The organism is Trinickia sp. LjRoot230 (assembly GCF_964253315.1).
Taxonomy (GTDB): Bacteria; Pseudomonadota; Gammaproteobacteria; order Burkholderiales; family Burkholderiaceae; genus Trinickia.
Genome location: NZ_CAXUQX020000001.1, coordinates 681,001 through 707,244, shown reverse-complemented (window position 1 = coordinate 707,244; position 26,244 = coordinate 681,001). Strand labels below are relative to the sequence as shown.

Here is a 26,244-nt window from a genome sequence, read left to right as displayed (position 1 = left end):
TCTCCTTAGGCTTGGCGCGCGAGCGCACCGTCGCGCGCAATCAGCGTCGCGGCAACGATGTCGTCGGTCATGTCAATGTTGAGCGCACCCTCTTTCGTCACGATCAGCTTGAGAAAATCGAAGAGATTGCGCGCATAGAGCGAAGACGCATCCGCCGCGACCATCGCCGGCAAATTCGTGTGACCGACAATGGTCACGCCGTGCTTCGTCACCACCTTGTCAGCTTCGGTGAGCGGGCAATTTCCGCCGCGCATGCCTGGTTGATCCGGCCGCTCGGCGCCCCGCCCGGCCGCGAGATCAATAACCACCGAGCCCGGACGCATCGCCCTCACTGCATCTTCGGACAGCAGCATCGGCGCATCACGTCCCGGAATCAGCGCGGTGGTAATGACGATGTCCGATTGCTTCGCGCGCTCGTGCACCAACTGCGCTTGGCGCGCGAGCCAACTCGGCGGCATCGGCCGCGCGTAGCCCCCCACGCCTTGCGCGGCGTCGCGCTCGTCCTGCGTCTCGAAAGGCACGTCGATAAACTTGCCGCCGAGCGATTCGATCTGCTCCTTGACTGCCGGCCGCACGTCCGAGGCCTCGATTACCGCGCCCAGGCGCCGCGCTGTTGCGATAGCCTGCAAGCCGGCTACGCCGGCGCCGAGCACCAGCACGCGCGCAGCCTTGACGGTGCCGGCCGCCGTCATCAGCATCGGCAAAAAGCGCGGGTAAAGATCGGCCGCGATCAGCACTGCCTTGTAGCCTGCGATATTCGCTTGAGAAGAAAGTACGTCGAGACTTTGCGCGCGCGTCGTGCGCGGGGCTGCTTCGAGGGCGAACGCGGTCAAGCCGGCCGCGGCAAGCCGTGCGGCGTTTTCGGCATTGAACGGCTCGAGCATGCCGGCGACGACCGCCCCGCGCTTCATCAGCGGAAGTTCGGCCTCGGTTGGCGACTGGACTTTGAGAACGAGATCGGCGCCGAGGGCCGCCGCGGCATCGACGAGCTCAGCCCCCGCGGTGGCGAAGGCTTCGTCGGTGAAACTCGCGGCGCTGCCCGCCCCGCGCTCAATCGTGACGCGATGCCCCGCTGCGACGTACTTCTTGACCGTCTCGGGCGTCGCGGCAACGCGCGCTTCGTGCGCGCGCGTCTCGGCTGGCACTCCGATGTGCATCGTTCAATCCTCCTCACCTTCTCGTTGATCAAGCGAAGCGAAGACAGGCCGACGACGCTTGCCGGCCCCATCATCTCTCCAGATACACGGCACACGGCTGATACGACAGGCACGGTGCGGGCGGCGCATAACCGCGCCCGGCCCGAGCGCACCGATGCGACACTTTAACCGAACTTGGCGGGCGCGACGATAATCGGCGAGAGACGTGCGAGTGGGCACCGTCTGCGGCAGACCTGAGCAGCAGGTAAAATGCGCAGTTATGAAAAATGATCGCTGGGCGCCGCGCGTGACGGTTGCCGCCATCATCGAGCGCGACGGCCGTTTTCTCATCGTCGAGGAAGAGACGGCCGAAGGCTTGCGGATCAATCAGCCGGCCGGCCATTTGGAGGCCGGCGAGACGCTGATGGAAGCCGTCGTTCGCGAAACGCTCGAAGAGACGGCCCACGCATTCGTTCCGCTCGCGCTGGTCGGCGTGTATATGGCGCACCTCGACAAGCCGGCCGGTGGCACCACCTACCTGCGCTTCACCTTTTGCGGCGCAAGCAGCGGCGCGCACGAAGCGCGTACGCTCGACGCCGGCATCGTCCGCGCGCTGTGGCTGACGCCGGACGAATTACGCGCAAACGCCGAGCGCCACCGCACGCCGCTCGTGCTGCGCTCGCTCGACGATTACCTCGCGGGCCGCCGGTTCCCGCTCGATCTACTGCACACGCACTCGGTCGGGCCGTCAGGTACCCAATAGGCACGAAACAGGCGAAAACGCGCCCCAAGATTCAGGTTCAATCCGATGAGCAAGCAAAAAGTGGTGGTGGGAATGTCGGGCGGCGTCGATTCGTCGGTGAGCGCATGGCTTCTGAAGGAAGCGGGCTACGACGTCGTCGGCCTCTTCATGAAGAATTGGGAAGACGACGATGACAGCGAATACTGCTCCACGCGGCAAGATTGGATCGACGTCGTTTCGGTGGCGGACCTCATCGGCATCGATGTCGAAGCAGTGAACTTCGCCGCCGAATACAAAGACCGCGTTTTCGCCGAATTCCTGCGCGAGTATTCGGCCGGCCGCACGCCAAACCCCGATGTGCTGTGCAATGCCGAGATCAAGTTCAAGGCGTTTCTCGATCACGCGATATCGCTCGGGGCCGAGACGATCGCGACGGGCCACTATGCTCGCGTACGCGAGGCCGATGGCCGCTTCGAGTTGCTCAAAGCCCAAGATCACACGAAGGACCAATCGTACTTCCTGCACCGGCTCAGTCAAGCCCAGCTCTCGAAGACGCGCTTTCCACTCGGCGAGATGCCGAAGACGCAGGTGCGCGCGATTGCGGAGCAAATCGGTCTGCCCAATGCGAAGAAAAAGGATTCCACCGGTATTTGCTTCATCGGCGAGCGACCGTTTCGCGAATTCCTCAGCCGCTACTTGCCGACGCGCCCGGGGCCGATGAAAACGCCGGACGGCGTGGTCGTCGGCGAGCACATTGGTCTTGCGTTTTACACGTTCGGACAGCGCAAGGGCATCGGGCTCGGCGGCAGCAAGGCCGGCAGCGGCGAGCCCTGGTTCGTCGCGGGCAAGGACATGGCGTCCAATACGCTCTACGTCGCGCAGGGCCACGACCACCCATGGCTGCTTTCGTCAACGCTAGTCACCGGCAATCCGAGCTGGGTCTCCGGCACGGCACCCGAAGCGAACGCGCGGCTTGCTGCGAAGACACGCTATCGCCAAGCCGACGCGGCGTGCACGTTCGTCGGCAAGGATGCCACCGGCCGCTTCCAGCTTGCCTTCGACGCCGCTCAATGGGCCGTCACGCCGGGCCAATCGGCCGTGCTCTACGACGGCGACATCTGCCTTGGCGGCGGGATCATCGAACAGGCGTCGGCCACGGCGGGTATGGCGGCAGCACCGGCCGGGGCGCTCAACGCCGAGCGCTGAACTTCGTTGCTGCGTGACGCCATGCCGTTTGCACCGCGGCGGCAAGAGCATCGACGCCCGACGTCAGCAGGACGATCACCGCCAGCGCCGCGTAGATGCCGCTCGCATTGAACTGATGAACGGCACGCGTGATGAGAAAGCCAACCCCGGCATGCGAGCCGAGACATTCGCCGATCAACGCACCGGCGAGCGCAAGCCGGCTGCGCGCTCGCAGCGTGACTGAGATGCTTGAGCCGGCGCGCGCGTCGCCGTAAGCGTGCACGCCCACAAGCCAGGCAGCAAGCGCGGCCTTGCTGCTCCCGCTGCCGGGCCCCAGCGCGAGCAGCAACGCGGCCCCGATTGCAATCGATGCCGCCAGCGAAAAAAGTCCTGCTGCGAAACGGAATACCCCGAACAGCGCTTTGCCAAACGGGCCAAGCCGAACCATCCAACCGACGCAAGCACCGGCTATCGAGCCCGCGATCAGACCAACGGCGGCCTCGCCCAGCGTGACGCCAATGTGGATGCCAAGCGGGCCGCTCGAGGTCGCGCCATGCCACCAATCGACGATCTGCATCACGATCGCCGACGGCTGCGAGACGAAAAACGGATCGACGAAGCCGCGCCGCGCGGCGAACTCCCAGCCAACAGCCACGATGACGAGCACCGCTGCGCCCGCAACCGCACCCCATCGCGGCGAGACGTGAGCTGCGAGATCGGAGCGGGCTTCAATCGATGCAGAGTCGACGGCGGCGGCGCCAATGCGTTCCGCGTTCGATGCGCTCGTTCGCCGGCGGGCCATGACGATCAGGCGGGAATGGTGTCGATGAACGACTGGCGTTGCGAGAGCTTGCTGAAATGCTTTTCGAGATTGATGTGCTTCTCGCGCCAATCCAGCTCGGGCATGCGGAAGTCGAGGTAGCCAAGCGCGCAGCCCACGGCGACGTCGGCCAGCGAAAAATGGTTGCCCGCGCACCAGGGCTTGCCGGCGAGGCCCTGCGCGAACGCGTTAAGGCCTTCGTTGATCTTGCGTTGCTGGCGCGCGACCCAGCCAACGCTGCGCTGAGCCGCTTCGCGTTGCGTGCTCTCGATGCGGATCAGCGCGGCGGCATCGAGCACACCGTCGGCCAGTGCCTCCCAGCAGCGCACTTCGACACGCTCGCGGCCCGATTGCGGGATCAGCTTGCCGACCGGCGAAAGGGTATCGACATAGTCGCAAATGACGCGGGAATCGAACACGGCCTCGCCGTCTTCCATGACAAGGCACGGAACCTTGCCAAGCGGATTGAACGTATGAATGGACGTATCAGCTGCCCAGACGTCTTCGAGCACCAATTGGTAGTCGATCTTCTTTTCGGCCAACACGACGCGCGCTTTGCGCACAAACGGGCTAGCCAACGAACCGATTAGTTTCATCATCTGCGTTTCTCGGAGGTGCGACGAGGAGTATACGTTGCCGACGATCATAACGGCGGACAGGGTTGCCGTGCTATCGGCCCAATCGGCCATCGTTGCGGCTGTCGGCGGAATGCAACAGGCCCGGCTGGTGCGGGCAGCGTCCGCGGCGGTCTTCGGCCGCGCGATGCCGCCACCGTTTGAGCGCTACAATCCGACGATGAATCAACCGACCGAAACCCCTCTCGCCGTCCCTGTCGCCGTCTATCGCGAGCGGCGTGAACGCGTGCTAGCCGCCATGCGCGCGGCCGGTGGCGGCGTGGCCGTCGTGCCGACCGCCCCCGAAGTGCTGCGCAATCGCGACACCGACTATCCCTATCGACACGACAGCTACTTCTACTACCTGAGCGGCTTTACCGAGCCGCAGGCGTTCGTCGTGCTCGATGCCGATGCGGGCGCCGGCGAGCCCGCGTCGATACTGTTTTGTCGTACGAAGAATGCCGAGCGCGAAATTTGGGAGGGCTTTCACTTCGGCCCGGAAGCGGCACGCGAGGCATTCGGCTTCGACGCTGCGTTTCCGATCGACAACCTCGACACCGAGATGCCCCGTCTGCTCGCCAACGCCCCGGCGCTGCACTATGGGTTCGGCCGCTCAATCGAGCTCGACGAGCAGGTTCGCCGCTGGCTCGACGCGGTGCGCGCGCAAAGCCGCAGCGGCGTCGTCCCGCCAACGTCGCTGGTCGATATCACGCCGACGCTCGACGACATGCGGCTTTTCAAGGACGCCCATGAGCACGCCGTCATGCGCCGCGCCGCGCAGATTTCCGCCGAGGCACACCGTCGCGCGATGGCCGTGTGCCGCCCCGGCATGCGCGAGCACGAACTCGAAGCGGAGTTGCTCTATACGTTTCGCCGTCGAGGTGCGCAAGCGCCGGCGTACGGGTCGATCGTCGCCGCGGGCGCGAATGCGTGCGTGCTGCATTATCCGGCCGGCAACGCGGCGTTGCGCGACGGCGAACTGGTTCTGATCGATGCCGCCTGCGAACTCGACGGCTATGCCGCCGACATCACGCGCACGTTTCCGGCAAACGGGCGTTTTTCGCCGGCACAACGCGAACTCTACGACATCGTGCACGCGGCACAGCAGGCCGCCATCGACGCCACGCGCGCAGGTGTGCCGTTTGAGGCCCCGCACGACGCCGCGGTGCGCGTGCTCGCGCAGGGCCTGCTCGATACCGGCATTATTGCGCGCGAGCGCTACTCGTCGGCCGACGATGTCGTCGCCGAGCGCGCCTACACCCGTTTTTACATGCACCGCACGGGCCACTGGATCGGCATGGACGTGCACGATTGCGGCGACTATCGCGAGCGCGGCGCGGCGCGCGATGCCAACGGCGCATTGCCGTGGCGTACGTTGCGCGCGGCGATGACGCTTACCATCGAGCCCGGCCTTTACGTGCGCGCGGCCGAAGACGTGCCCGAGCGGTACTGGGATATCGGCATCCGGATCGAAGACGATGCGATCGTCACCGAGCTTGGCTGTGAGTTGATCACGCGCGATGTCCCGGTGCTGGCTGACGAGATCGAAGCGCTGATGCGCAACGCCTGAGATGAACGAGTCCCCTCATCCGCCACACGCCGATACGGCGCACGACTTCGATGTGGCGATCGTCGGCGCGGGGCCGGTGGGCCTGGCGCTCGCGGCCTGGCTGGCCCGCCGCAGCGCAACCGCGAATTTCAGGCTCGCGCTTGTCGATGCACGCGAGCCCGATGACGCGACGGGCGACCCGCGCGTCATCGCCGTCTCCGAAGGCAGCCGGATGCTGCTCGAGCCGCTCGGCGCATGGCCCGCGGAGGCGCACGCGATCGAGCGCATCCACGTCTCCGAGCGTGGGCGCTTTGGCCGTGCGTTGATCGAGCGCGACGAACACGGGCTCGCGGCGCTTGGCTACGTGGCGCGCTACGGCGCGATCGTTCACGCGCTCGCGCTCGCGGTCCGGCGCTCGCCCGTTCACTGGTTCACGTCGACTAGCGCGCTGCCGCCGCAGCACGCACCTGACGACGATACTGTCAGCTTGCCGATCGAAACCGGCGGGGTGCGGCACACGCTGCGCGCCCGCATTCTCGTCAACGCCGAAGGGGGGCTGTTCGGCTTATCGGGCCAGGCGCCGGCCATCGAACGCAGCGACAGCGACAGCGACCGCAACAGCAACCGTAGCGGCGCGCGCGAAACACGCGACTACGGGCAAACGGCGCTCGTGGGCACAATCCGTGTTTCTTCGCCGCAGCCGCATACCGCTTGGGAGCGCTTCACCCACGAGGGGCCAATCGCGCTATTGCCGATGGACGGCGTGCGCCTTGCCGACTACGCGCTTGTCTGGTGCATGACCCCGCAGCAAGCCGCTCGCCGGGCCGGGCTTTCGGACGCCGAACTCGTCGCGGAACTCGGCGAGGCGTTCGGCTCGCGCATGGGTCGATTCGAGTCGATCAAAGGGCGTGCCACTTTTCCGCTCGGCCTTGCGGCCGCCAAGGCCCTTGTCGACGGGCGCATTGCGGCCATCGGCAACGCGGCGCAAACGCTGCACCCGGTGGCAGGGCAAGGGCTCAATCTCGGCTTGCGCGATGCGCACGCGCTCGCCGATGCGCTCGCGCGCGCAGATGCGACACCGGAAGCGCTAGCCGCATTCGGTCGAGCGCGCGCACTCGATCGACGGCTCACGATCGGCGCCACGGATTCACTTGCGCGGCTTTTTACGATGGATCTTGGCCCTTTTTCGGCGCTGCGCGGCCTGGCGTTGACGGCGCTCGAATTCATGCCGCCTGCCAAAACCGCGCTTGCGCGGCAGATGATGTTCGGCCAGCGGCACTAGCGTTCGGCGAGCATCAACGCGAACCGAAGCGAACCGAAGCGGACGGAGCCGAACCAAGCCAAGACGCCGCGCACGCTTGGCCGCTCCCGTTAACGGTAAAATGCGCGTTTCCCTCGACGCTTTCTCGCGCTCGCGCCGCCCCGAGCGCGGGTAGCCGTTTCATGATGCCAACGCTCGGCCCGCACATTCTGCGCAACAACCTGTTCGTCGCCCCGATGGCGGGCGTCACGGATCGGCCGTTTCGCCAGCTTTGCAAGCGCCTCGGCGCGGGCTATGCGGTGTCGGAAATGGTCGCGTCGAACGCGCAGCTCTGGAAGAGCGAAAAGACGATGCGCCGGGCCAATCACACCGGCGAAGTCGAGCCGATCGCCGTGCAGATCGCCGGCGCCGATCCCTCGATGATGGCCGAAGCGGCGCGCTACAACGTCGCGAACGGCGCGCAAATCATCGACATCAACATGGGCTGTCCGGCCAAAAAGGTCTGCAATGTCGCCGCCGGCTCGGCGCTCTTGCAAGACGAGCCGCTCGTTGCGCGCATCGTCGAGTCCGTCGTCGCCGCTGTGGGCATCGGGCCCGATGCCGTCCCGGTGACGCTCAAGATTCGCACCGGCTGGGACCGCGCCCATAAGAATGCGCTGGCCATCGCCCGCATCGCCGAGAACGCCGGCATCGCAATGCTGACCGTGCATGGCCGCACGCGGGCCGACCTCTATCACGGCGAAGCCGAATACGACACCATCGCCGCGGTCAAAGCGGCCGTACACATTCCGGTCGTCGCAAACGGCGATATCGATTCCCCCGCGAAAGCACGCACGGTGCTTGAAGCCACGGGTGCCGATGCCATCATGATCGGCCGCGCGGCGCAGGGCCGCCCGTGGCTCTTTCGCGAAATCGAGCATTTTCTGCGGCAAGGCGAATTGCTGCCGCCGCCGCGCATTGCCGAAATCCGCGAGGTGATGAACGAGCATCTCGAAGATCACTACGCGTTTTATGGGGAGTTCACGGGCGTGCGTACTGCGCGCAAGCATATCGGCTGGTACACTCGCGGGCTTTCCGGCGCCAACGCATTCCGGCACCGGATGAACACGCTCGATACCACACGCGAGCAACTGCTCGCCGTCAACGCGTTTTTCGACGCGCAGCAGGCCCTGTCGGACCGCCTCGTCTACGTGGAAGACGAAGCGGCCCCAACGGACGCACACGGCGACGCAAGCGGCGAGCCGCCCCGCAACGAACCCATAGCAGCATGAGCAAGCACAATATCGAACAATGCGTGCGCGACAGCCTGGATATCTACTTCCAGGATCTCGACGGCGCCAAAGCCCACGACGTCTACGACATGGTGATGTCGTGTGTGGAAAAACCGATGCTCGAGGTGGTGCTCGAGCAGGCGGGCGGGAATCAATCGCTTGCCGCCGAGTATCTCGGCCTGAACCGCAACACCTTGCGCAAGAAACTGCAACAGCACGGCCTGCTGTAGCCGCGCCGCCCACGTCACTTTTCGGTCCTTGTTTCCATCATGATCCAGCAAGCGCTCCTATCCGTTTCCGACAAGTCAGGTATCGTCGAATTTGCCCAGTCGCTTTCGGCGCTCGGCGTCAAGCTGCTGTCGACCGGCGGCACCGCCAAGCTGCTCGCGCAAGCGGGCCTTCCCGTCACCGAGGTTGCCGATTACACCGGCTTTCCCGAGATGCTCGACGGGCGCGTGAAGACGCTGCACCCGAAAGTCCATGGCGGCATTCTCGCGCGCCGCGACCTGCCCGAGCACATGGCGGCACTCGAGGCCCACGGCATTCCCACCATCGATCTGCTCGTCGTGAACCTTTATCCGTTCGTCGCAACGGTATCGAAAGACGAATGCACGCTCGAAGATGCAATCGAAAACATCGACATCGGCGGCCCGACGATGCTGCGCTCGGCCGCGAAGAACCACCGCGACGTCACCGTCGTGGTCGACCCGACCGACTACGCCGCCGTGCTCGATGAAATGCGCGCGAACGGCAACGCGCTCAGCTACCAGACCAACTTCCGGCTGGCGACGAAGGTTTTCGCGCATACCGCGCAATACGACGGCGCGATCACGAACTATCTGACGAGCCTGACCGATGCGCTGCAGCACCGCTCGCGCAATACGTATCCGGCCACGTTGAATCTGGCATTCGAAAAAGTGCAGGACTTGCGCTACGGCGAAAACCCGCACCAAAGCGCCGCGTTCTATCGCGATGTCGCGCAGCCGGCCGGCGCGCTCGCGGGCTATCGGCAGTTGCAGGGCAAGGAGCTCTCCTACAACAACATCGCCGATGCCGATGCCGCGTGGGAATGCGTGAAAACGTTCGATGCGGCCACAGCCTGTGTCATCGTCAAGCATGCGAACCCGTGCGGCGTGGCCACCGGAGCCGATCCGCTCGAAGCATATTCGAAGGCATTCAAGACCGATCCAAACTCCGCGTTCGGCGGCATCATCGCGTTCAACCACGAACTGGACGAAGCGGCGGCGGTGGCCGTGGCGAAACAGTTCGTCGAAGTGTTGATTGCGCCGTCGTTCACCGAAGGGGCCAAAGCGGTTTTCGCGGCGAAACAAAACGTGCGCGTGCTCGAGATTGCGCTCGGCGCACAGCACAATATGTTCGACTTCAAGCGTGTCGGCGGCGGGCTGCTCGTGCAATCGCCCGATGCGAAGAACGTGGTGCCGCACGAGTTGCGCGTCGTAACGAAACGCCATCCGACGCCGCGGGAAATGAACGATCTGCTGTTCGCCTGGCGCGTGGCGAAGTACGTGAAGTCGAATGCCATTGTGTTCTGCGGCAATGGCATGACGCTTGGCGTCGGCGCGGGCCAGATGAGCCGCGTCGATTCGGCGCGCATCGCAAGCATCAAAGCGCAGAACGCGGGGCTTTCGTTGAATGGTTCGGCGGTTGCGTCGGACGCGTTCTTCCCGTTTCGCGATGGGCTCGACGTCGTCGTGGCCGCGGGCGCCACATGCGTGATTCAGCCGGGCGGCTCGGTGCGCGACGATGAGGTCATCGCCGCGGCCGACGAACATAATATCGCGATGATCATGACCGGCGTGCGGCACTTCCGGCACTGAATCGGATCACGGCGGGCGCGCACTTCGCGAAGTGCGCCTCGTCATCTTTGTTTTATCCCGCCCCCCCTTCTTTTCTCCGAGTGCCTCACCGAGCAACGTCGGTGCTGCCTCGCTCGTCGACTTACGCCGTTTGAAGCCCAGGCACGCATCGCATTCGATGTACATATCGACTGCGTTACGCCCCATTGCGATCCGACTGCCAACCTCCACAGCTTCTACACGCGGGCAGACACCTGGCCCGTCGATGCACGAGGCCATTTCCTATGCAGCGCAGGGCCTCATCGCATTCGCTGCCCACTTCGATTCGCATACGCATACGCCGCTTCGCAGCCGCGATTCGCTTGGCCATACGTACCTTCGCGAGCCCTCTCACAACAAGTACTACGAGACATCGCACGGCCATTCGCATCTTCGCCCACTCGCGATGCACAGTGCACGGCGAACGACATAATCATCTCCAAGCCGGTGCACCTATGCCTGCGTTATCGATACGATGCCCGGCTGCACCGCGCTTCGGAATGCAGTGACTCATCGAGCGATGTCAATGAGTCCTCAACGCCGAGACTCGAACAAGCAATAAGGAGACATGCATGTCATCGCCTACCCTCAGTGGTCCCCACACCGCACCGCATCAGACGTTTGCTCAGACGCCCGCCCTCGAGACTGCTGCGCCTGCTCAGGCCGAACAGCAGACGACGCAGCGTAGAGGCGGCCTGCGCGGACGGTTTGATAAGCTTCTGCGCCTGCAGCGGCCGTGCGAGCCGGTGGACCGTAAGCCTGGGCTCGATGCAAAGGTGCGCGCTATATTCGGAGAAGGTTCGGCACAAGTAAAGGATGACCGCTTCGGCATGGAAGGCTCGATGGGCGAACTGTACATGTCGCGCACGGAGATCCAAGCGTTGTTCCCCGGCATAAACAGAACGTTTGTCGACGAACTACTCCTGTCGCGAGCCTCGTCACGCACCGAGATCGAAGCGTTGTACCCGGGCATCGGCGAAGCGGTCAAGGCGTCACAAAAAGATCCGATCGCGACGCGCGCGCAGCAGCTCGAAGCAATGTTCCCGGGCATCAGTAAAGCGTTTGTCGCCGAGATGCTGCTGCCACGCGCGTCGTCGCGCAAGGACGTCGAAAGATTGTTCCCGGGCATCAGCGAAGCAGACACCAACGAAATCCTCGAGTCGTTGAACCGTCGAGCGTTGCCGATGTATGGCAACGCCCCGCGCTATTCGCAGGCGCTCGTGCTGGTGCAGGCGCTCGCACAAGCAACGGGAGGCGACCCGGCACGTGCCGAAGCGGTCATGCAAGCGTGGCGCGATCCGTCGGCGTGGGGCCCAACGACACGGACCGATCACTTGGCGACCCATTGCTTGCTGGCGACAGCACCAAGCGGTTGGGATCTGCTCGAAGCGTTCTCGCCGTCGCCTTACGTCAAGCTCAGCGATTCAGACGAGCAACGCCGAACGATGACAATGGCGTTGACGACGTGCGGTCATCTGCTTAATAACGTGAAGTTCGGCGACTTGGGACGGCAGCGGCCGCAAACGCTTGAAGAAGCTGCGGATCTCGCGCGCGATGTCCTCGACCAAGCCTCGCCGGGAACCGACGAGCCGCGAGAGGACGCCGATTCCGCTTACGGCTACGAAGGTAACGTCATTGCGGCGCGTGCGTTATTGGGCGCGCTCTCGGCCAAGCCGTCGCCAATCGAGTGCGAAGCCATGGTCTTGTTCGACGGCGGCAAGCGCACGCTCGAAGGCGTGGCGGCCATGCGTAACCGTCTGAACGAAATGATGGGCGGCAGCGGTAAGAAGCCCGGCTTCTGGGCGCGTGTACGCGGGCGCGAAACGGCGCCTATCACGGAACAGCGCGTGATGGACGAGCTCGCGCAGAGCATCACCATCATGCTGGCGCAGCATATTGAGACCGCCCTCAAGCCGCCCACGAAAATGGAAAACGGCCGGCGCGTGACCGACGACACGCCTGTCGCGTTGACGGACCAACGCGTACGTGACGCGCTGCATATGGCAGCCCTGAATGGGTTCGCTCAGCGCATTGGCCACAAGCCTTGGGGCGATGGCGAGATAAAACTCACGAAGGGTACATTCAATAGCCTCGTGTCGACTGCCGCGCAGGAACTGGGGGTCACGACGGCCGAATTGCTCGAGCATCCCGCTTGCCGGCCCGCGCACGAGGAATGCCGGACGCTCGAACACGACAAGCTCAGCCAATGGCTGACCGAAGCGCAAATCGGCCCCGCGTCCGAGGACCTCGGCAAGCACCTCACGAAGCTCAAAGCCCTTAGTAAAGGCTGGATGCACAAGAGTGCTGGCGTGGGTGAACTGATCGCGACGTTAAAGCCGGGCTCGTCGATCGCATTCACAGGGCGGGGGGCGATCGGCCCCAACGTGACGCTATGGGCCACCTTGGCGCCGGCGGCATGGGCGGCTAAGGTCGGGCACCCGACCGTCACACCGCTGCCGACCGTTGCAAAGATTCGCGGCCGTGGCGCGGCTGTCATGATGAGCGGCGAAGAGGGGCCCGACGGTGCTTATATCGATATCGACATTGGTACGTTCGACCGGCGCACGCTGACCATGCTCGCAGGCGTCGTCGCGCAGGTTCACACGACGGAGAATTTCTGGTGGAACGTCTTTGAAAAGGGCTTTCACCGTCAGAAGGAGCAAGCGAACGGACTGAAGCTGCGCATCAAGGCTGATGACTTCGAAACCGCAAAACGTCGTGCGCTCGATATTTGGGAGAAGATATCCGATGGCAAATCCGACACCGGCGCCGACACGTGGGAACGGCTCATGGCGGAAAGTCACTGCGATGACGACATCAAGGTATTCGAGCAAAAGAGCGAACATAAAGAGAAGGCCCGCATTGGTCAGGTCATGACGGTGCTCGGACAAAACGTGTTGGTCGGCAGCGAGTTGGCCGTTCCTCCGAACCCGTTGATGCAATGGGGCGTCAATACAGCTTGGGGCGCCGGCTTCCTGCAATGGGCGCGCACGAAGGGCACCCAAACCGGCAGGTCACAAGGTGCGGAGATGCAAGCGCATACGATAAACCGGCGAGAGCAGCACTGGATGAGAGGCCCGCTGATCTACACGTTGCCGATCTTCAATGTCGGCACCTTCGCGTTCGATACCTTTGTAAACGGCGGGCACGGCGCGTGGCTCATCCCGGGGAACCGCACAACCAAAGGGCTCGAGAATAACGCGACACGCGTTTGCGTACCGCCCGCCGGGACAGGCGGTACAGCGTTCCAAGAAATGACGATGAGCGAGCTCGAGTACATGGAGTGGTCGGGGGAATACTTTGGGGAATCGACACCGCGGCCCCCGGCTCATGCAAGCAACCAGATATTGCCGGACCGCTCGGTTGCCACGCCCGGAGCGCGCGATATCGTCGTCCGGCGCTATCTGACCGAAAGCGCGGCCGCACAGCTTCGCGTAAGAATGCACAAGATCCAAATCCTTACGAGCGCTGGTGTCAATAATCTCAGCGAGAGCCAAGAGCGAGCGCTCGAACGCGAGTGCTCGTTGGCCGGTGCAATACTGATCGACGAAAAAAACTATGGTCAGCATGAAGTGTGGGATCAGTATTCCAACCAGCGAGAGAAAATGTCGGGGCTGCCGCCCCTCGCCTTCCAGGCGCAGGCCTTCGAAGGCGCGGCGCGGCGCGAACGCCAGCATCTCAATGGGCGACGGCCCGGCGGCCGCAACACGGTCGTCGGCACGCGCGTGCCCGAGGTCGCGGTGCCGGCTATACATAACAGGCGCGTGGAGGACAGGAATCAACCCGTGCAATACGCGCCACCGGTGCCGCGGCTGGCCAGCTCGCCAATGCAAGACACGCTTCGCGAAATATTTGCCAACTATCCGGCGGAATGGATGCCGCCGGACCCGGTGATCTTGCCAAGCCATATGCAGCTGTTCGGCAGACTGTTTCACCTCGTGCAACTGCGCAACGACAGCAACATCTACCCGAAGGACAGCCCTATTCGCGCCGAACTCAACACGTACCTTTTTGGTCCGGACAGCATGGCGGCAGTCGATTCCGATCCGATGCGTGAGCCGGCGGAGATCATGGCGGACTTCGATCGGCTGTGCCGGCACTATGCGACACAGCGCATGCCAGTAGGTAGGGCGGTGCCAGAGAACCTCGACACATTGCCGGACGAATTCTGGAGGGACTTGGACATCGCGGCGTTTTGGAAGGCTAACTTCCATCGGCCCGTCCGCCCGGTCGAGCGCTTCAACCCACCGAAGCAAAAGACGCTGCGCGCCCACCTGGCACTGATGCGCGACGAGAACCAGCTCGATATGTCGAACCCGCGCCAATACTCGTCTGTCGTCCCAGTGCCGAAGAAGGCAAACGTCCCAACCATCAACCGTTTCCGTCTGGATTTCGGGTGGGACGACATATTGAGCCTGTTCGGCCAAGTAGCCGCCGGCGATATCGAGGGCGTCAAGGAGAAGCTCCACAACACACCGCATCTGATCAGCGTGCTCGGGCTGGAGCCGAATGCCAACGCCACCCATTTCACGGGGCGTGCGCAGCCGAGCACACACGCACTTACCGCGGAAGCCGTTGCCGAGCACCTCGGCAGCAAGGAAGTCCTGGTCAAATGGCTGCATTCGTTTATGGCGGAGTGGTACTCCAAAATGCGCGGTGCGGATGAGTTGGCGCCGGGGCGCATTTTCAACGGTGTCACCATGCTGCCCAATGGCAACATTCTCAGCACCCTGGTGGATTACGGCGCCCCGCAAGGCGCGCGCCCCGAGGGTTACCGCGAAGACAGGGAAATCGCGGAGGAGGCGTTCCAAACCGATCGGATCAATCCTGCATTCACGTTTGGGGAAATGCGGCTCGGCGCCGCAGACGGCGAAGATTTCAACGAAGGGCAGCGCAATCCGACGAATGGCCGCCGCGAGCTGACCTACTCGGTACCGCTGCAAGAAAACGCGCATATGGCAGAACTCGAACGCGTGATCGTGCTGACGCTGCGTGCGACCGGCGATCACAAGATGGCGGATCTGATGGACAAATTCCGCAATCAGCGCATCGCCGCGATGAAAGAGACCTTCTTCGAGCCGCGTAAGGACATTCAATTGGGGCAGCGTCCCACGGGCCTCAAGCTGGCTACGCCTTTGCAGGGCGGCTCATACTACCGGTTGAGGGAAGGCGAGCTGCACCCGTTACTGTCGGCGCAAATGGCGAATGCGTTGTGGGCGGACGCCATCCCGGATGAAGCGCTCGAATGGGCTATCGAGAGCATCGAGACGCTGGCCACACCGGACGGGCTCAGGGCATCGATGGCGCTCAACAGCCACGAACAATGGGATGGCGACAACTTCTGGGCGATGCACGTCTACAAGGCAGTGGTCGGGCTCCAGCGCAAAGGCTATCCCAAACTCGCCGAGCGACTCGCATTGGCGTACACGCAAAACGCTGTTGAAGCCTATAAGAAATACGGCGTCACGGCGGAGAAATACAATCCGAACGGCGAGACGGGCAAGGGCGGCGAATACCCGCCCGAGATGAATATGACAATGACCAACGAGTTCCTCGAGTACCTCGGATCGTTGTTCCCGAGTTGCGCGAAGCTGCTCGACATGGACTTGGAGCAAGTGCCTGTATCCGCCTAACGGGCTATCCAGCGCATCACACTTCGCGTGCGCAGCAGTTGCACACGCGAAGTGCTCGCGCAAAAATACCGGGGCGAGCGCTGGCTCACGCGCATCGACGCCACGCCCGCCCCCGTTTCACCTTCGCGCGAAAGGTATCGACGCCATGTTTCATGACCCGCAAGCCTTCGAATTCATCGGCGCCTTCGAAGCCCAATGGGAAGCCATCCGGGCCGAGGTGGACGCGCTCGATGCACCCGTGCTCGACCTTCACCGCAACGGCACGCACGAGGAATATCTCGAAGTGCTTCAGTTCAACAACGGTTGGATGCCGTCCTGGCAAGTCGGCTCTGATCAGCCGAACGGCGACTGGCTGACTTATGGCTTGTCCTGTCAGGGCCTTTTTTCGAGCGATGCCGGCTTCAAGTACCCAACGCTATATCGGCTGCTCTCGCGCATGGCGGGATACAAGGTCTGCGCGCTATCGCAGATGAAACCTCGTTCGGTCATCGCTCCGCATGCGCATGCGGAGCTCGGCGGCGATCTGTTGACATTCCATCTCGGCATCGACGTGCCGGACAAGCACTGCTACTTAAACGTGGAAGGCGAATTCCGCGCCGAACGCAATCGCCAATCGATCGTATTCGATGGCTCGCGCGAGCACTTCGCCATCAATCTGAGCGAGCATCCCCGCACCATCCTCTACATGGAATTCAGCCGCTCGCAGGCCGCGCTGCGACGCTAAGCCCGACAAACGCAATGGCCGTACGCTCCCGTTCGTTGTAGTATCGCCAAGCACTTCCCACGCTTGGACTTCATGAGAATTCTCGGTATCGACCCCGGTCTGCGCGTCACCGGTTTCGGCGTCATTGAGCAGTCGGGCCAACGGCTGACTTACGTCACGAGCGGCGTCATCCGCACGGCAAACGCCGATCTGCCTTCGCGTCTTTGCACGATCTTCGAAGGCATCACGACGCTCATTGGCCAGCACGCGCCCGATCAGTCGGCCATCGAGAAAGTCTTCGTCAACGTCAACCCGCAATCGACGCTGCTGCTCGGCCAGGCGCGCGGGGCGGCCATCTGCGGACTCGTCGCGGCCGGCGTGCCGGTGGCCGAATACACGGCGCTGCAGCTCAAACAAGCCGTCGTGGGCTACGGCCGCGCGACCAAAGAGCAAATGCAGCAGATGGTCGGGCGCCTGCTCGATTTGCCCGGCCTGCCCGGCACGGACGCCGCCGACGCGCTCGGGATGGCGATCTGCCACGCCCACAGCGGCAGCGCGCTCAGTACGCTGGGCGGCATTGCGCCCGCGCTCGCCAAAAAGGGCCTGCGCGTGAAACGCGGGCGGCTCGTCGGCTGAGTCCCGCCGCACGCGCGGGCGCATGCGCTACACTCGCGCTTTGCTTCTTTCCCCGCATTCCCCATGATCGGTCGCATTGCCGGTACGCTGTTGGAAAAAAACCCGCCTCATTTGCTCGTGGACTGCGGCGGCGTCGGCTATGAAATCGACGTGCCGATGAGCACGTTCTACAACCTGCCTTCGACTGGCGAAAAGGTGGTCCTGCTCACGCAGTTGATCGTCCGCGAGGACGCTCATCTGCTTTACGGCTTCGGCACCGTGCACGAACGCGCCACGTTTCGCGAACTGCTGAAAATCAGCGGCGTCGGCGCACGCATGGCCCTCGCGGTGCTGTCGGGCATGAGCGTTTCGGAACTCTCGCAGGCGGTCACGCTGCAAGACGCCGCGCGCTTGACGCGCGTGCCCGGCATCGGCAAAAAGACGGCCGAACGGCTGCTGCTCGAATTGAAAGGCAAGCTCGGCGCAGATCTCGGCACAGCAGCAGCGGGCGCCGCGGGTTCGCCCTCCGATCACGCGAACGATATCCTCAACGCCCTGCTCGCACTCGGCTATTCCGAAAAGGAAGCGCTCACCGCCGTCAAGAACGTGCCGGCCGGCACCGGCGTCTCCGAAGGCATCAAGCTCGCGCTCAAAGCACTTTCGAAAGGCTGACGCCGCAGCTTCAACGCACCGCTTACGCCACCGCTTGAGCCTTCGGCGCGCGCGGTACAATGACGCGCATGATCGAAACCGACAAGCTCGTCTCCGAGCGCATCATTGCCGCCACGCCCACGTCCTCGCATGAAGAGGTGTTCGAGCGCGCCTTGCGTCCTCGCCAGCTCGACGAATACGTCGGACAGGAAAAGGTGCGCGCGCAGCTCGAAATCTTCATCGAAGCAGCCAGGCGCCGTTCGGAAGCGCTCGATCACGTCTTGTTGTTCGGCCCGCCGGGCCTCGGCAAGACGACGCTCGCCCACATCATCGCGCGCGAAATGGGCGTCAATCTGAGGCAAACGTCCGGCCCGGTCCTCGAGCGCGCAGGCGATCTGGCCGCGCTGCTCACCAACCTCGAAGCCAACGATGTGCTTTTCATCGACGAGATCCACCGGCTTTCGCCGGTCGTCGAGGAAATTCTTTACCCGGCGCTCGAAGACTACCAAATCGACATCATGATCGGCGAAGGGCCGGCCGCACGCAGCGTCAAGCTCGATTTACAGCCGTTTACGCTCGTCGGCGCGACGACGCGCGCCGGCATGCTCACGAACCCGCTGCGCGACCGCTTCGGCATCGTCTCGCGGCTCGAGTTTTATAACGCCGAAGAGCTCTCACGTATCGTCGTGCGCTCGGCCTCGCTGCTCGGCGCGCAAATTCATCCCGACGGCGCATTCGAAATCGCCAAGCGTTCACGCGGCACGCCGCGCATTGCCAACCGCTTGCTGCGCCGCGTGCGCGATTTCGCCGAAGTCAAAGCCGACGGCAACATCACCGCACGCGTGGCAGATGCGGCGCTGTCGATGCTCGATGTCGACCCCGTCGGCTTCGATCTGATGGACCGCAAGCTGCTCGAGGCGATCTTGCAAAAGTTCGACGGCGGCCCGGTGGGCGTCGATAACCTTGCCGCGGCCATCGGCGAAGAGCGCGACACGATCGAAGACGTGCTCGAGCCCTATTTGATCCAGCAAGGTTATTTGCAGCGGACACCGCGTGGGCGCGTTGCCACGCTCGCTGCGTATCGGCATTTCGGCCTCGCCACGCCCGACGCCGCAAGCCCCGTGCGCAGCCTGTGGGATGCCGACGCCGAGTAGCATTGAGCATGCGCCGTCGCGCTTCGTTCGGCCCGCGAGAGTCTGCAATGTCAGAGCGCACCTCCAACCCATCACCTGAGCCAGCCACGTTGCGTGCGGCGCTGACCAAACCGGTCCGCGCCAAGCTCGCTCAGGTCGTCACGCATCTGACCTCGGGCAGCGGCCCCTCGCTCGACTACACTTCGCCGCCGGGCGACCCGGGCCTCTTCGGCCCCGAGTCCGTTTGTTGGCGCGTGCATGCCGACTTCACTGCAATGATGGTCGGCGGCATCAGCGCATTGATGCTGCAATCGCTCCACCCGCTCGCGCTCGCAGGCGTCTGGGATCATTCGACGTTTCGCACCGACATGCTCGGCCGGCTGCGCCGCACCGCCACGTTCGTGGCCGGCACGACCTTCGGCAATCGGCACGACGCGCTCGCGCTGATCGAGCGCGTCAAGCGCATTCACCTTGCGGTCGAAGGCGTGGCGCCCGATGGACGGCCTTATCGCGCAAGCAATCCAGCGTTGCTGACGTGGGTCCATGTGGCGGAGGTCTCGCGCTTTTTGGCAGCGCATCTGCGCTATGTCGACCCCGCTCTGCCGGTCAGCGAACAAGATCGCTATTACGCCGAAACGGCGCGCATCGCCGAGATGCTCGGTGCGAGCGCCGTGCCGTCGTCGTGCAACGAAATCGAGGCCTACTTGAAAGGTATGCAGCCCGCGCTGGAAGCGGGGCCGCGCGTGCAAGAAGTGGTGGCGATTTTGGCGCGGGCCGCACCTCGCGGTGCGCTGATGCGGCCCGCCGGTAAGCTGATGTTCGATGCCGGGGTCGACCTGCTGCCCGATTGGGCGCAGCAGATGATCGGCTTTTCGGCGCTTGGGCGCTTGCGCGGAAGGTTGGCGCGCTCGGGCGTGCGAGCCATTGCGCCCGTCTTTCGGTGGGCACTCGTCAATGGAGCGTCGAAGCGGGCCCGGCGTCGGGCGGCAGCGCCAGTGGATCAAGCCTGATACTTCAACGGCTCAACCACTCAACGCGTTCGCGTGACAGCCCGTTGCTGTACGAGCCCGTCGTCGTCGCTTGCGGCTTCGAGGTGATCGATATCGGCCCAGGCGAGAATCGATATAGCGCCCACTTCGTCGAATTCCACGGTATTGATACTCGCATTGAGCAGCGGATAGTCTCGCGGCGCATCGAGCGGCAACGCACGGGCGCGTCGATAGATGCAATCGAGCACGCCGCCATGGGTCACGCAGGCGATGCGTCCGCCCGGATGCGCCGCGACAATTGCTTCGATCGCATGGGCCACCCGGCGGTAAAACATCCGCGACGACTCCCCGCCTTCGGGTACAAACCCCGGGTCGCGAGTTTGCCATATGGCGTAGGCATCAGGAAAACGCGCAGCGATCTCGGTACTGTCGTGCCCCTGGAACACCCCATAGTCCCGCTCGCGCAGCCCTTCGGCCAGCGTCACCGGCAAGCCAAGCGCCGTGGCCGTTGGCTGCGCCGTTTGCTGCGCCCGCGCCAGGTCGCTCGAATAAATGGCACCGATCGGCTCGCCAGCCACTGCCGCGCTGGCCAACCGGTTAGCCAGACGTCGCGCCTGCGCGTGTCCGCTTTCGGCGAGCGGCACATCGATATGACCCTGGATCCGCTTGATCTGGTTCCAGGCCGTTTCGCCGTGGCGAACAAAAAGTATGCGGGTGGACATATCGATCACAACTCTTTTGGCAATCAGATCAGCCGCGCGTGCGCAGCCAGAAGGTGACGGGGCCGTCGTTGACGAGCGCCACTTGCATCTCGGCACCGAACTCGCCGGTCTCGACGATCGGATGGTTCGCCCGCGCGGCGGCAATGAAGTAGTCAAAGAGCCGCTTGCCTTCGTCGGGCGGCGCGGCCGGTGTGAAACTGGGCCGCAAACCGCTGTCCGTGTCCGCCGCGAGCGTGAACTGCGACACAAGCAGCAAGCCGCCCGCACGGCCCGCGCCATCGATATTCGTCAGCGGCAGATTCATCTTGCCGGCCGCATCGCTGAACACGCGGTAGCCGAGCACCTTCGCGACGAGCTTGTCGGCACAGCGCTCGGTATCGCCGCGTTCGGCGCACACGAACGCCAGCAGCCCAGCGCCGATTTCGCCCGTCACGCGCTCGCCCACGCGCACTTGCGCTTGGCGTACCCGCTGGATCAATGCGATCACGTCGACGCCCGCGTCATTCAGGCCGACAGCGACACGCGCGCGAAACGGCGCTTGCCGACCTGCACGACGTACTCGCCCGTGTCGAGTTTGAGTGCCTTGTCAGACACCGTCGCGCCATCGATCTTCACGCCGCCTTGCTCGATATTGCGCAACGCGTCGCTCGTCGACGGCACGAGCCCAGCCTGCTTGAGCAGTTGTCCGATGCCGAGCGGCGCACCGCTGAGCGTGACGGACGGGATATCGTCGGGTACGCCGCCTCGCGCGCGGTGGTTGAAATCGTCGAGCGCGCGCTCGGCGTCGGCCTGCGAATGAAAGCGCGCGACAATCTCCTGCGCCAGCATGACCTTGAAATCGCGCGGATTACGACCCTCGTCGGCTTCCCGCTTGAATTGCGCGATGTCGTCGAGGCTGCGAAACGACAGCAGCTCGTAATAACGCCACATCAGCGTATCGGAGATGCTCATCAGCTTGCCAAACATATCGGTTGGCTTCTCGCTGATGCCGATGTAATTGTTCTTCGACTTCGACATCTTTTCGACGCCGTCGAGTCCTTCCAGCAGCGGCATCGTCAAGATGCACTGCTGCTCTTGGCCGTACTGCTTCTGAAGTTCGCGCCCGACGAGCAGGTTGAATTTCTGGTCGGTGCCGCCGAGTTCGAGATCGGCGTTGAGCGCCACGGAATCGTAGCCTTGCATCAACGGATAAAGGAACTCGTGAACCGAAATAGGCACGCCGCCTTGAAAACGCTTCGTGAAATCTTCGCGCTCGAGCATACGGGCCACCGTATAACGCGACGCCAGTTTGATCATGCCGTCGGCACCCAGCGGCATCGACCATTCGCTATTGAAGCGAATTTCGGTCTTCTCGCGATCGAGCACGAGCGAAGCCTGGTCGAAATACGTCTTGGCGTTCGATTCGATCTGTTCACGCGTGAGCGGCGGGCGGGTCGCGTTACGGCCGGATGGGTCGCCGATCAGCGAGGTGAAATCGCCAATCAGAAAGATCACCGTATGGCCGAGGTCTTGCAGTTGACGCATCTTGTTCAGCACGACCGTGTGGCCGATGTGGATATCGGGCGCGGTCGGATCGAGCCCCAGCTTGATGCGCAGCGGCGTGCCGGTTGCCATGCTGCGCGCGAGCTTGCGCACGAACTCTTCTTCGATCAGCAGTTCGTCGGCGCCGCGCTTGGCGATGGCCAGCGCGTGAAGAACCTCGTCGGTAATCGGAAAGGTCGAAGCGGGTTGGGCGGTGGACTCGGTGCTCATCGGGACATTGGGGAAACGAAACAAAGACGGAGGGACGCTGCAAAAGCGTAGATTGTCCCATATTCTCGCCGCGCCCCAGCTCCGCAACATCGCTTAACCGAAGCAGCCAATGCGTCGATAATGTCGATTTGCGGCGACGGGCGGGCAAACGCGCTCGGGCCGCGCCCGACCATGACGATCAGGAGCCGCAGTGTCCCGTACTTCCCGTAGCGCAGCACCGCCATTCGGCGACGGCATCTACTTCGGCTTGATGTCGGGCACGAGTATGGACGGTGTCGACGGCATTGCCGTCGAATTCGCCGAAGGCCACGCGCCGCTCGTGCTGGCCGACGCATTCGTCGACTTCGACGACGGCCTGCGCGAGGCGCTCTTCGCATTGCAACAGCCCGGCGACAACGAGATCGACCGCGAGGCCCTGGCCGCGTCCGCACTTGCCGCCCGTTACGCCGTGTGCTGCCATGAATTGCAGCGCTCGGCCAGCCTGGCGCCGACGCGCGTGCGCGCGATCGGCGTGCATGGGCAGACGGTGCGGCATCGCCCTGAAAAAGGCTACACGCGCCAGATCAACAACCCGGCGCTGCTCGCGGAAATGACGCATATCGACGTGGTGGCCGATTTCCGCAGCCGCGACGTCGCCGCAGGCGGCCAGGGCGCCCCGCTCGTGCCGGCCTTTCACGCGCAACTGTTCGGTTCGACTGACGAAACGCGCGTCGTCTGCAATCTCGGCGGCATCAGCAATATCACCGTTTTGCCTGCAGATGCGGCATCCGCCGTCCGGGGCTTCGATTGCGGGCCGGCAAACGTGCTGCTCGACGCGTGGGCGAGCCGCCATCTCGGCACGCCCTATGACGAAGTCGGCCGGTTCGCTGCGAGCGGACACGTCGTCGAGCCGCTGTTGAACGCGCTGCTCGACGAACCGTTTTTCGAGCTTGCGCCGCCGAAGAGCACGGGGCGCGATTTGTTCAATACAGCGTGGCTCGATGCAAAGCTGGCCGCGTTCGCGAATCTGCAACCGGCCGACATTCAAGCGACGCTCACCGCGCTGACGGCCATCACGATTGCGCGCGAGATCGAGCGGCACGCGCCCTCATGCCGCGCCGTGTACGTATGCGGCGGCGGCGCACGCAACCCGGCGCTGATGACAGCGCTTGCGATAGCACTTGGGAAGAGTGGAGTGAACGGCGTATCGGTCAACACAACCGATGAGCTGGGCGTGCCGCCTCACCACGTGGAAGCGATGGCGTTTGCGTGGCTCGCGATGCGATGCATTGCGCGCGTTTCCGGCAATTTACCGGCCGTCACGGGAGCGGCCGGCGAACGCGTGCTCGGCGCGATTTATCCGCGCTGAAAGTTTGGCTTAATGCCGCTTTAAGCCGAGAACGACGACCCGCATCCGCAGGTAGACGACGCGTTCGGATTCTTGATGACGAATTGCGCGCCGTTGATGTCGTCTTTGTAGTCGATTTCGGCGCCAACGAGGTACTGATAGCTCATTGAATCGATCAGCAGTTGCACGCCCGCCTTGTTCATGACGGTGTCGTCTTCGTTGATCGCTTCATCGAACGTGAAACCGTACTGGAAGCCCGAGCAGCCGCCACCTTGCACGAACACGCGCAATTTGAGTTCGGGGTTGCCTTCTTCTTCGATCAGTTGCTTCACTTTGTCAGCCGCTGCGTCGGTAAAGACGAAGGGACTGGGCATCTCGGTCACTGGGGTGTCGGTGACGGCGTTCATTCGAACTCTCCAAAAAAGCTGCTAAGCGCCATTGTAGGGCTCTTCCGAATATCGTGCTGCAAGCCCTTGAATTCAATGGGTGCTTGTTCCGTCGATGCTTCGCGCCCCATATTTCATGAATATTCGATGAAAAAGGCCGCCGACTGCGCGGGGCAGTCTGCGGCCTTTCGGGCATTGCGCCAAGCGTTGGCGCGATGCGCAAAGCGCGATTAACGCTTCGAGAATTGCTTCCTGCGGCGTGCCTTGTGGAAGCCGACTTTCTTACGCTCGACTTCACGTGCGTCACGCGTCACGAAACCGGCGCTCGAAAGGGTCGGCTTCAACGTTGCGTCATAGTCCATCAGCGCACGCGTGATGCCGTGGCGAACCGCACCGGCTTGCCCCGTTTCGCCGCCGCCCGTGACGTTGACCTTGATGTCGAACGTGGCGCCGTGATTCGTGAGTTCGAGCGGCTGGCGCACGATCATCAACGACGTTTCGCGCGAGAAGTAGTCGGCGATGGGCTTGCCGTTGACGACGATGTCGCCCTTGCCTGCCTTGATGAAGACACGAGCAACAGCGCTCTTGCGGCGGCCCGTACCATAGTTCCAATTACCGATCATGTGGGCTCCCGTTAGATCTCGAGCGCTTTCGGCTGTTGAGCCGAATGCGGGTGCGTGGCTTCGGCGTAGACCTTCAGCTTCTTGATCATCGCGTAGCCGAGCGGGCCCTTCGGCAGCATGCCCTTGACGGCCTTCTCGAGCGCGCGGCCCGGGAAACGCTCTTGCATCTTGCCGAACGTCGTTTCGTAGATACCGCCCGGGTAGCCCGAGTGACGGTAGTATTTCTTGTCGGTGGTCTTGTTGCCCGTGACCTTCAGCTTGCCGGCGTTGATGATGATGATGAAATCACCGGTGTCGACGTGCGGGGTAAATTCAGGCTTGTGCTTGCCGCGAAGACGGCGCGCCACTTCGCTGGCGACACGGCCGAGAATCTTATCCGTCGCGTCAATCACGTACCATTCGCGCTGCACCTCATGGGCCTTGGCGGAAAAAGTCTTCATGATCGATCCAAAAAAATTGCCCAGCCCTTTCTCTTTTTCTCCTGCTTATATGTGCGTATCGAGACGCGGCGCAGGCTCTCCCTGTTCTTCTTCCGCGGGCATGGATGCGGAAAAGCCCTGAATTATAAAGGAATTCGACGCGAGCAGTCAAAAAAAAGCCCGAACACTCGGCTCGGGCTTAATCCACCTAAGGAGGAGGGTGGAGGAGACATGCGGAGGTTGCCAAATACCTCAGCAACCGATAAGACACATTCTACAGACCGAACAGCAAACGCGCAAGAAAATTTGCATTGCGAAATGCAATCTCATAATGCAGGATTGTCGGTGAGGGCCGCGGCCGGACAACGCTGCCGCTACAATGCGCGTTGGACTGACAGCGCGGGAGCCTTGAAATGGAATGCAAAGTGAGCTGGATGGGGCCTGACGGCATGGCGTTCGCCGCCGAGACGGGCAGCGGCCATCTGGCCATGATGGACGGCGCACCGGAGGGCGGCGGACGCAATCTGGCACCGCGCCCGATGGAAATGGTGTTGCTCGGCACCGGGGGTTGCACGGCCTATGACGTCGTCATGATTCTCAAGAAAAGCCGTCAGGAGATCGACGGCTGCTCAGTCGCGCTGAAGGCCGAACGCGCCAGCGAAGACCCGAAGGTGTTCACTCGGATTCATTTCCATTTCACGGTCACGGGGAAGAATCTCAATCCGGCGACGGTCGAACGGGCGATCAATCTGTCGCACGATAAATACTGTTCGGCTTCGATCATGCTGGCCAAGACGGCTGAGCTTTCGCATTCGTTTGATATCGTGGAGCGATAGGCCGCGCGTTTTCAACGTGGC

At 63.2% G+C, this 26,244-nt stretch carries 24 protein-coding genes; 15 read left to right on the top strand and 9 right to left on the bottom strand.

Annotated features, from left to right (window positions below; genetic code table 11):
* Positions 1-5: 5 nt before the first annotated feature.
* Positions 6-1,157 (bottom strand): Re/Si-specific NAD(P)(+) transhydrogenase subunit alpha, encoded by a 1,152-nt coding sequence (locus tag ACSQ20_RS03385; protein ID WP_436017443.1) that lies wholly within the window; start codon positions 1,155-1,157, stop codon positions 6-8.
* A gap of 259 nt (positions 1,158-1,416) precedes the next feature.
* Here ACSQ20_RS03385 and ACSQ20_RS03380 point away from each other — a divergent pair, with 259 nt between their 5' ends.
* Together ACSQ20_RS03380 and mnmA are read left to right on the top strand one after the other, a co-directional pair.
* The gene (locus ACSQ20_RS03380) at positions 1,417-1,899 is read left to right on the top strand and encodes an NUDIX hydrolase (protein WP_436017441.1); all 483 of its coding nucleotides are present in this window, start codon (positions 1,417-1,419) and stop codon (positions 1,897-1,899) included.
* A 45-nt stretch (positions 1,900-1,944) separates the two neighbouring features.
* Positions 1,945-3,084 carry a tRNA 2-thiouridine(34) synthase MnmA gene (mnmA, locus tag ACSQ20_RS03375; protein WP_436017439.1) on the top strand — a complete coding sequence of 380 codons (1,140 nt, stop codon included), beginning with the start codon at positions 1,945-1,947 and terminating at the stop codon, positions 3,082-3,084.
* On the opposite strand, the gene ACSQ20_RS03370 is transcribed toward mnmA, so the two are convergent.
* Both ACSQ20_RS03370 and ACSQ20_RS03365 read right to left on the bottom strand, forming a co-directional pair.
* Positions 3,068-3,865, bottom strand: a complete 798-nt coding sequence (locus tag ACSQ20_RS03370) for a hypothetical protein (protein ID WP_436017437.1) — start codon at positions 3,863-3,865, stop codon at positions 3,068-3,070. The two genes, mnmA and ACSQ20_RS03370, sit on opposite strands and share 17 nt — an antisense overlap.
* A 5-nt stretch (positions 3,866-3,870) precedes the next feature.
* Positions 3,871-4,482: a glutathione S-transferase C-terminal domain-containing protein gene (locus ACSQ20_RS03365; RefSeq protein WP_436017435.1), complete on the bottom strand. Its 612-nt coding sequence runs from the start codon at positions 4,480-4,482 to the stop codon at positions 3,871-3,873.
* A 196-nt stretch (positions 4,483-4,678) separates the two neighbouring features.
* On the opposite strand from ACSQ20_RS03365, the gene ACSQ20_RS03360 reads away from it, so the two are divergent.
* From ACSQ20_RS03360 to ACSQ20_RS03310, 11 genes are all read left to right on the top strand, one after another.
* Entirely contained in the window at positions 4,679-6,067 is a 1,389-nt protein-coding gene (locus ACSQ20_RS03360; RefSeq protein ID WP_436022892.1) for an aminopeptidase P N-terminal domain-containing protein, read from the top strand.
* Position 6,068: 1 nt separating this feature from the next.
* Positions 6,069-7,328, top strand: coding sequence for a UbiH/UbiF/VisC/COQ6 family ubiquinone biosynthesis hydroxylase (locus ACSQ20_RS03355; protein ID WP_436017433.1), 1,260 nt, complete (start codon positions 6,069-6,071; stop codon positions 7,326-7,328).
* Positions 7,329-7,492: 164 nt separating this feature from the next.
* Positions 7,493-8,578, top strand: coding sequence for a tRNA dihydrouridine synthase DusB (gene dusB, locus ACSQ20_RS03350; RefSeq protein ID WP_436022890.1), 1,086 nt, complete (start codon positions 7,493-7,495; stop codon positions 8,576-8,578).
* On the top strand, positions 8,575-8,808 hold the full coding sequence (locus ACSQ20_RS03345; RefSeq protein WP_436017431.1) for a Fis family transcriptional regulator: 234 nt from the start codon (positions 8,575-8,577) through the stop codon (positions 8,806-8,808). Before dusB ends, ACSQ20_RS03345 begins: the two co-directional genes overlap by 4 nt.
* 39 nt (positions 8,809-8,847) lie before the next feature.
* The gene (gene purH, locus ACSQ20_RS03340; protein WP_436017429.1) at positions 8,848-10,416 is read left to right on the top strand and encodes a bifunctional phosphoribosylaminoimidazolecarboxamide formyltransferase/IMP cyclohydrolase; all 1,569 of its coding nucleotides are present in this window, start codon (positions 8,848-8,850) and stop codon (positions 10,414-10,416) included.
* Between the two features lie 590 nt (positions 10,417-11,006).
* Positions 11,007-16,067 (top strand): trehalase family glycosidase, encoded by a 5,061-nt coding sequence (locus tag ACSQ20_RS03335; RefSeq protein WP_436017427.1) that lies wholly within the window; start codon positions 11,007-11,009, stop codon positions 16,065-16,067.
* 145 nt (positions 16,068-16,212) lie between these two features.
* Complete coding sequence (locus ACSQ20_RS03330) at positions 16,213-16,791, top strand: aspartyl/asparaginyl beta-hydroxylase domain-containing protein (protein WP_436017425.1); 579 nt, start codon at positions 16,213-16,215, stop codon at positions 16,789-16,791.
* Positions 16,792-16,863: 72 nt separating this feature from the next.
* Positions 16,864-17,406 (top strand): crossover junction endodeoxyribonuclease RuvC, encoded by a 543-nt coding sequence (gene ruvC / locus ACSQ20_RS03325; protein WP_436017423.1) that lies wholly within the window; start codon positions 16,864-16,866, stop codon positions 17,404-17,406.
* A 63-nt stretch (positions 17,407-17,469) separates the two neighbouring features.
* Entirely contained in the window at positions 17,470-18,057 is a 588-nt protein-coding gene (gene ruvA / locus ACSQ20_RS03320) for a Holliday junction branch migration protein RuvA (RefSeq protein ID WP_436017421.1), read from the top strand.
* A gap of 68 nt (positions 18,058-18,125) precedes the next feature.
* The gene (ruvB, locus tag ACSQ20_RS03315) at positions 18,126-19,190 is read left to right on the top strand and encodes a Holliday junction branch migration DNA helicase RuvB (RefSeq protein ID WP_436017419.1); all 1,065 of its coding nucleotides are present in this window, start codon (positions 18,126-18,128) and stop codon (positions 19,188-19,190) included.
* A gap of 47 nt (positions 19,191-19,237) precedes the next feature.
* Complete coding sequence (locus ACSQ20_RS03310) at positions 19,238-20,179, top strand: oxygenase MpaB family protein (RefSeq protein ID WP_436017417.1); 942 nt, start codon at positions 19,238-19,240, stop codon at positions 20,177-20,179.
* A gap of 20 nt (positions 20,180-20,199) precedes the next feature.
* On the opposite strand, the gene ACSQ20_RS03305 is transcribed toward ACSQ20_RS03310, so the two are convergent.
* From ACSQ20_RS03305 to tyrS, 3 genes are read right to left on the bottom strand one after another with little or no spacing between them, the layout of a single operon-like run.
* A complete protein-coding gene (locus ACSQ20_RS03305; RefSeq protein WP_436017415.1) occupies positions 20,200-20,880 on the bottom strand; it encodes a histidine phosphatase family protein in 681 nt (226 codons plus the stop codon).
* Positions 20,881-20,908: 28 nt separating this feature from the next.
* Positions 20,909-21,367, bottom strand: a complete 459-nt coding sequence (gene dtd, locus ACSQ20_RS03300; RefSeq protein ID WP_436017413.1) for a D-aminoacyl-tRNA deacylase — start codon at positions 21,365-21,367, stop codon at positions 20,909-20,911.
* Positions 21,368-21,384: 17 nt separating this feature from the next.
* Positions 21,385-22,632 carry a tyrosine--tRNA ligase gene (gene tyrS / locus ACSQ20_RS03295; protein WP_436017411.1) on the bottom strand — a complete coding sequence of 416 codons (1,248 nt, stop codon included), beginning with the start codon at positions 22,630-22,632 and terminating at the stop codon, positions 21,385-21,387.
* Between the two features lie 190 nt (positions 22,633-22,822).
* On the opposite strand from tyrS, the gene ACSQ20_RS03290 reads away from it, so the two are divergent.
* Positions 22,823-23,980, top strand: coding sequence for an anhydro-N-acetylmuramic acid kinase (locus ACSQ20_RS03290; protein WP_436017409.1), 1,158 nt, complete (start codon positions 22,823-22,825; stop codon positions 23,978-23,980).
* Between the two features lie 20 nt (positions 23,981-24,000).
* Here the strand turns inward: ACSQ20_RS03290 and erpA are convergent, their stop codons facing one another.
* From erpA to rplM, 3 genes are all read right to left on the bottom strand, one after another.
* Positions 24,001-24,366, bottom strand: a complete 366-nt coding sequence (gene erpA / locus ACSQ20_RS03285) for an iron-sulfur cluster insertion protein ErpA (RefSeq protein WP_436017407.1) — start codon at positions 24,364-24,366, stop codon at positions 24,001-24,003.
* A gap of 209 nt (positions 24,367-24,575) precedes the next feature.
* On the bottom strand, positions 24,576-24,968 hold the full coding sequence (gene rpsI / locus ACSQ20_RS03280) for a 30S ribosomal protein S9 (protein WP_436017405.1): 393 nt from the start codon (positions 24,966-24,968) through the stop codon (positions 24,576-24,578).
* A gap of 11 nt (positions 24,969-24,979) precedes the next feature.
* A complete protein-coding gene (rplM, locus tag ACSQ20_RS03275; protein WP_436017403.1) occupies positions 24,980-25,408 on the bottom strand; it encodes a 50S ribosomal protein L13 in 429 nt (142 codons plus the stop codon).
* A 392-nt stretch (positions 25,409-25,800) separates the two neighbouring features.
* On the opposite strand from rplM, the gene ACSQ20_RS03270 reads away from it, so the two are divergent.
* Positions 25,801-26,223 (top strand): OsmC family protein, encoded by a 423-nt coding sequence (locus tag ACSQ20_RS03270; RefSeq protein WP_436017401.1) that lies wholly within the window; start codon positions 25,801-25,803, stop codon positions 26,221-26,223.
* Positions 26,224-26,244 lie beyond the last annotated feature (21 nt).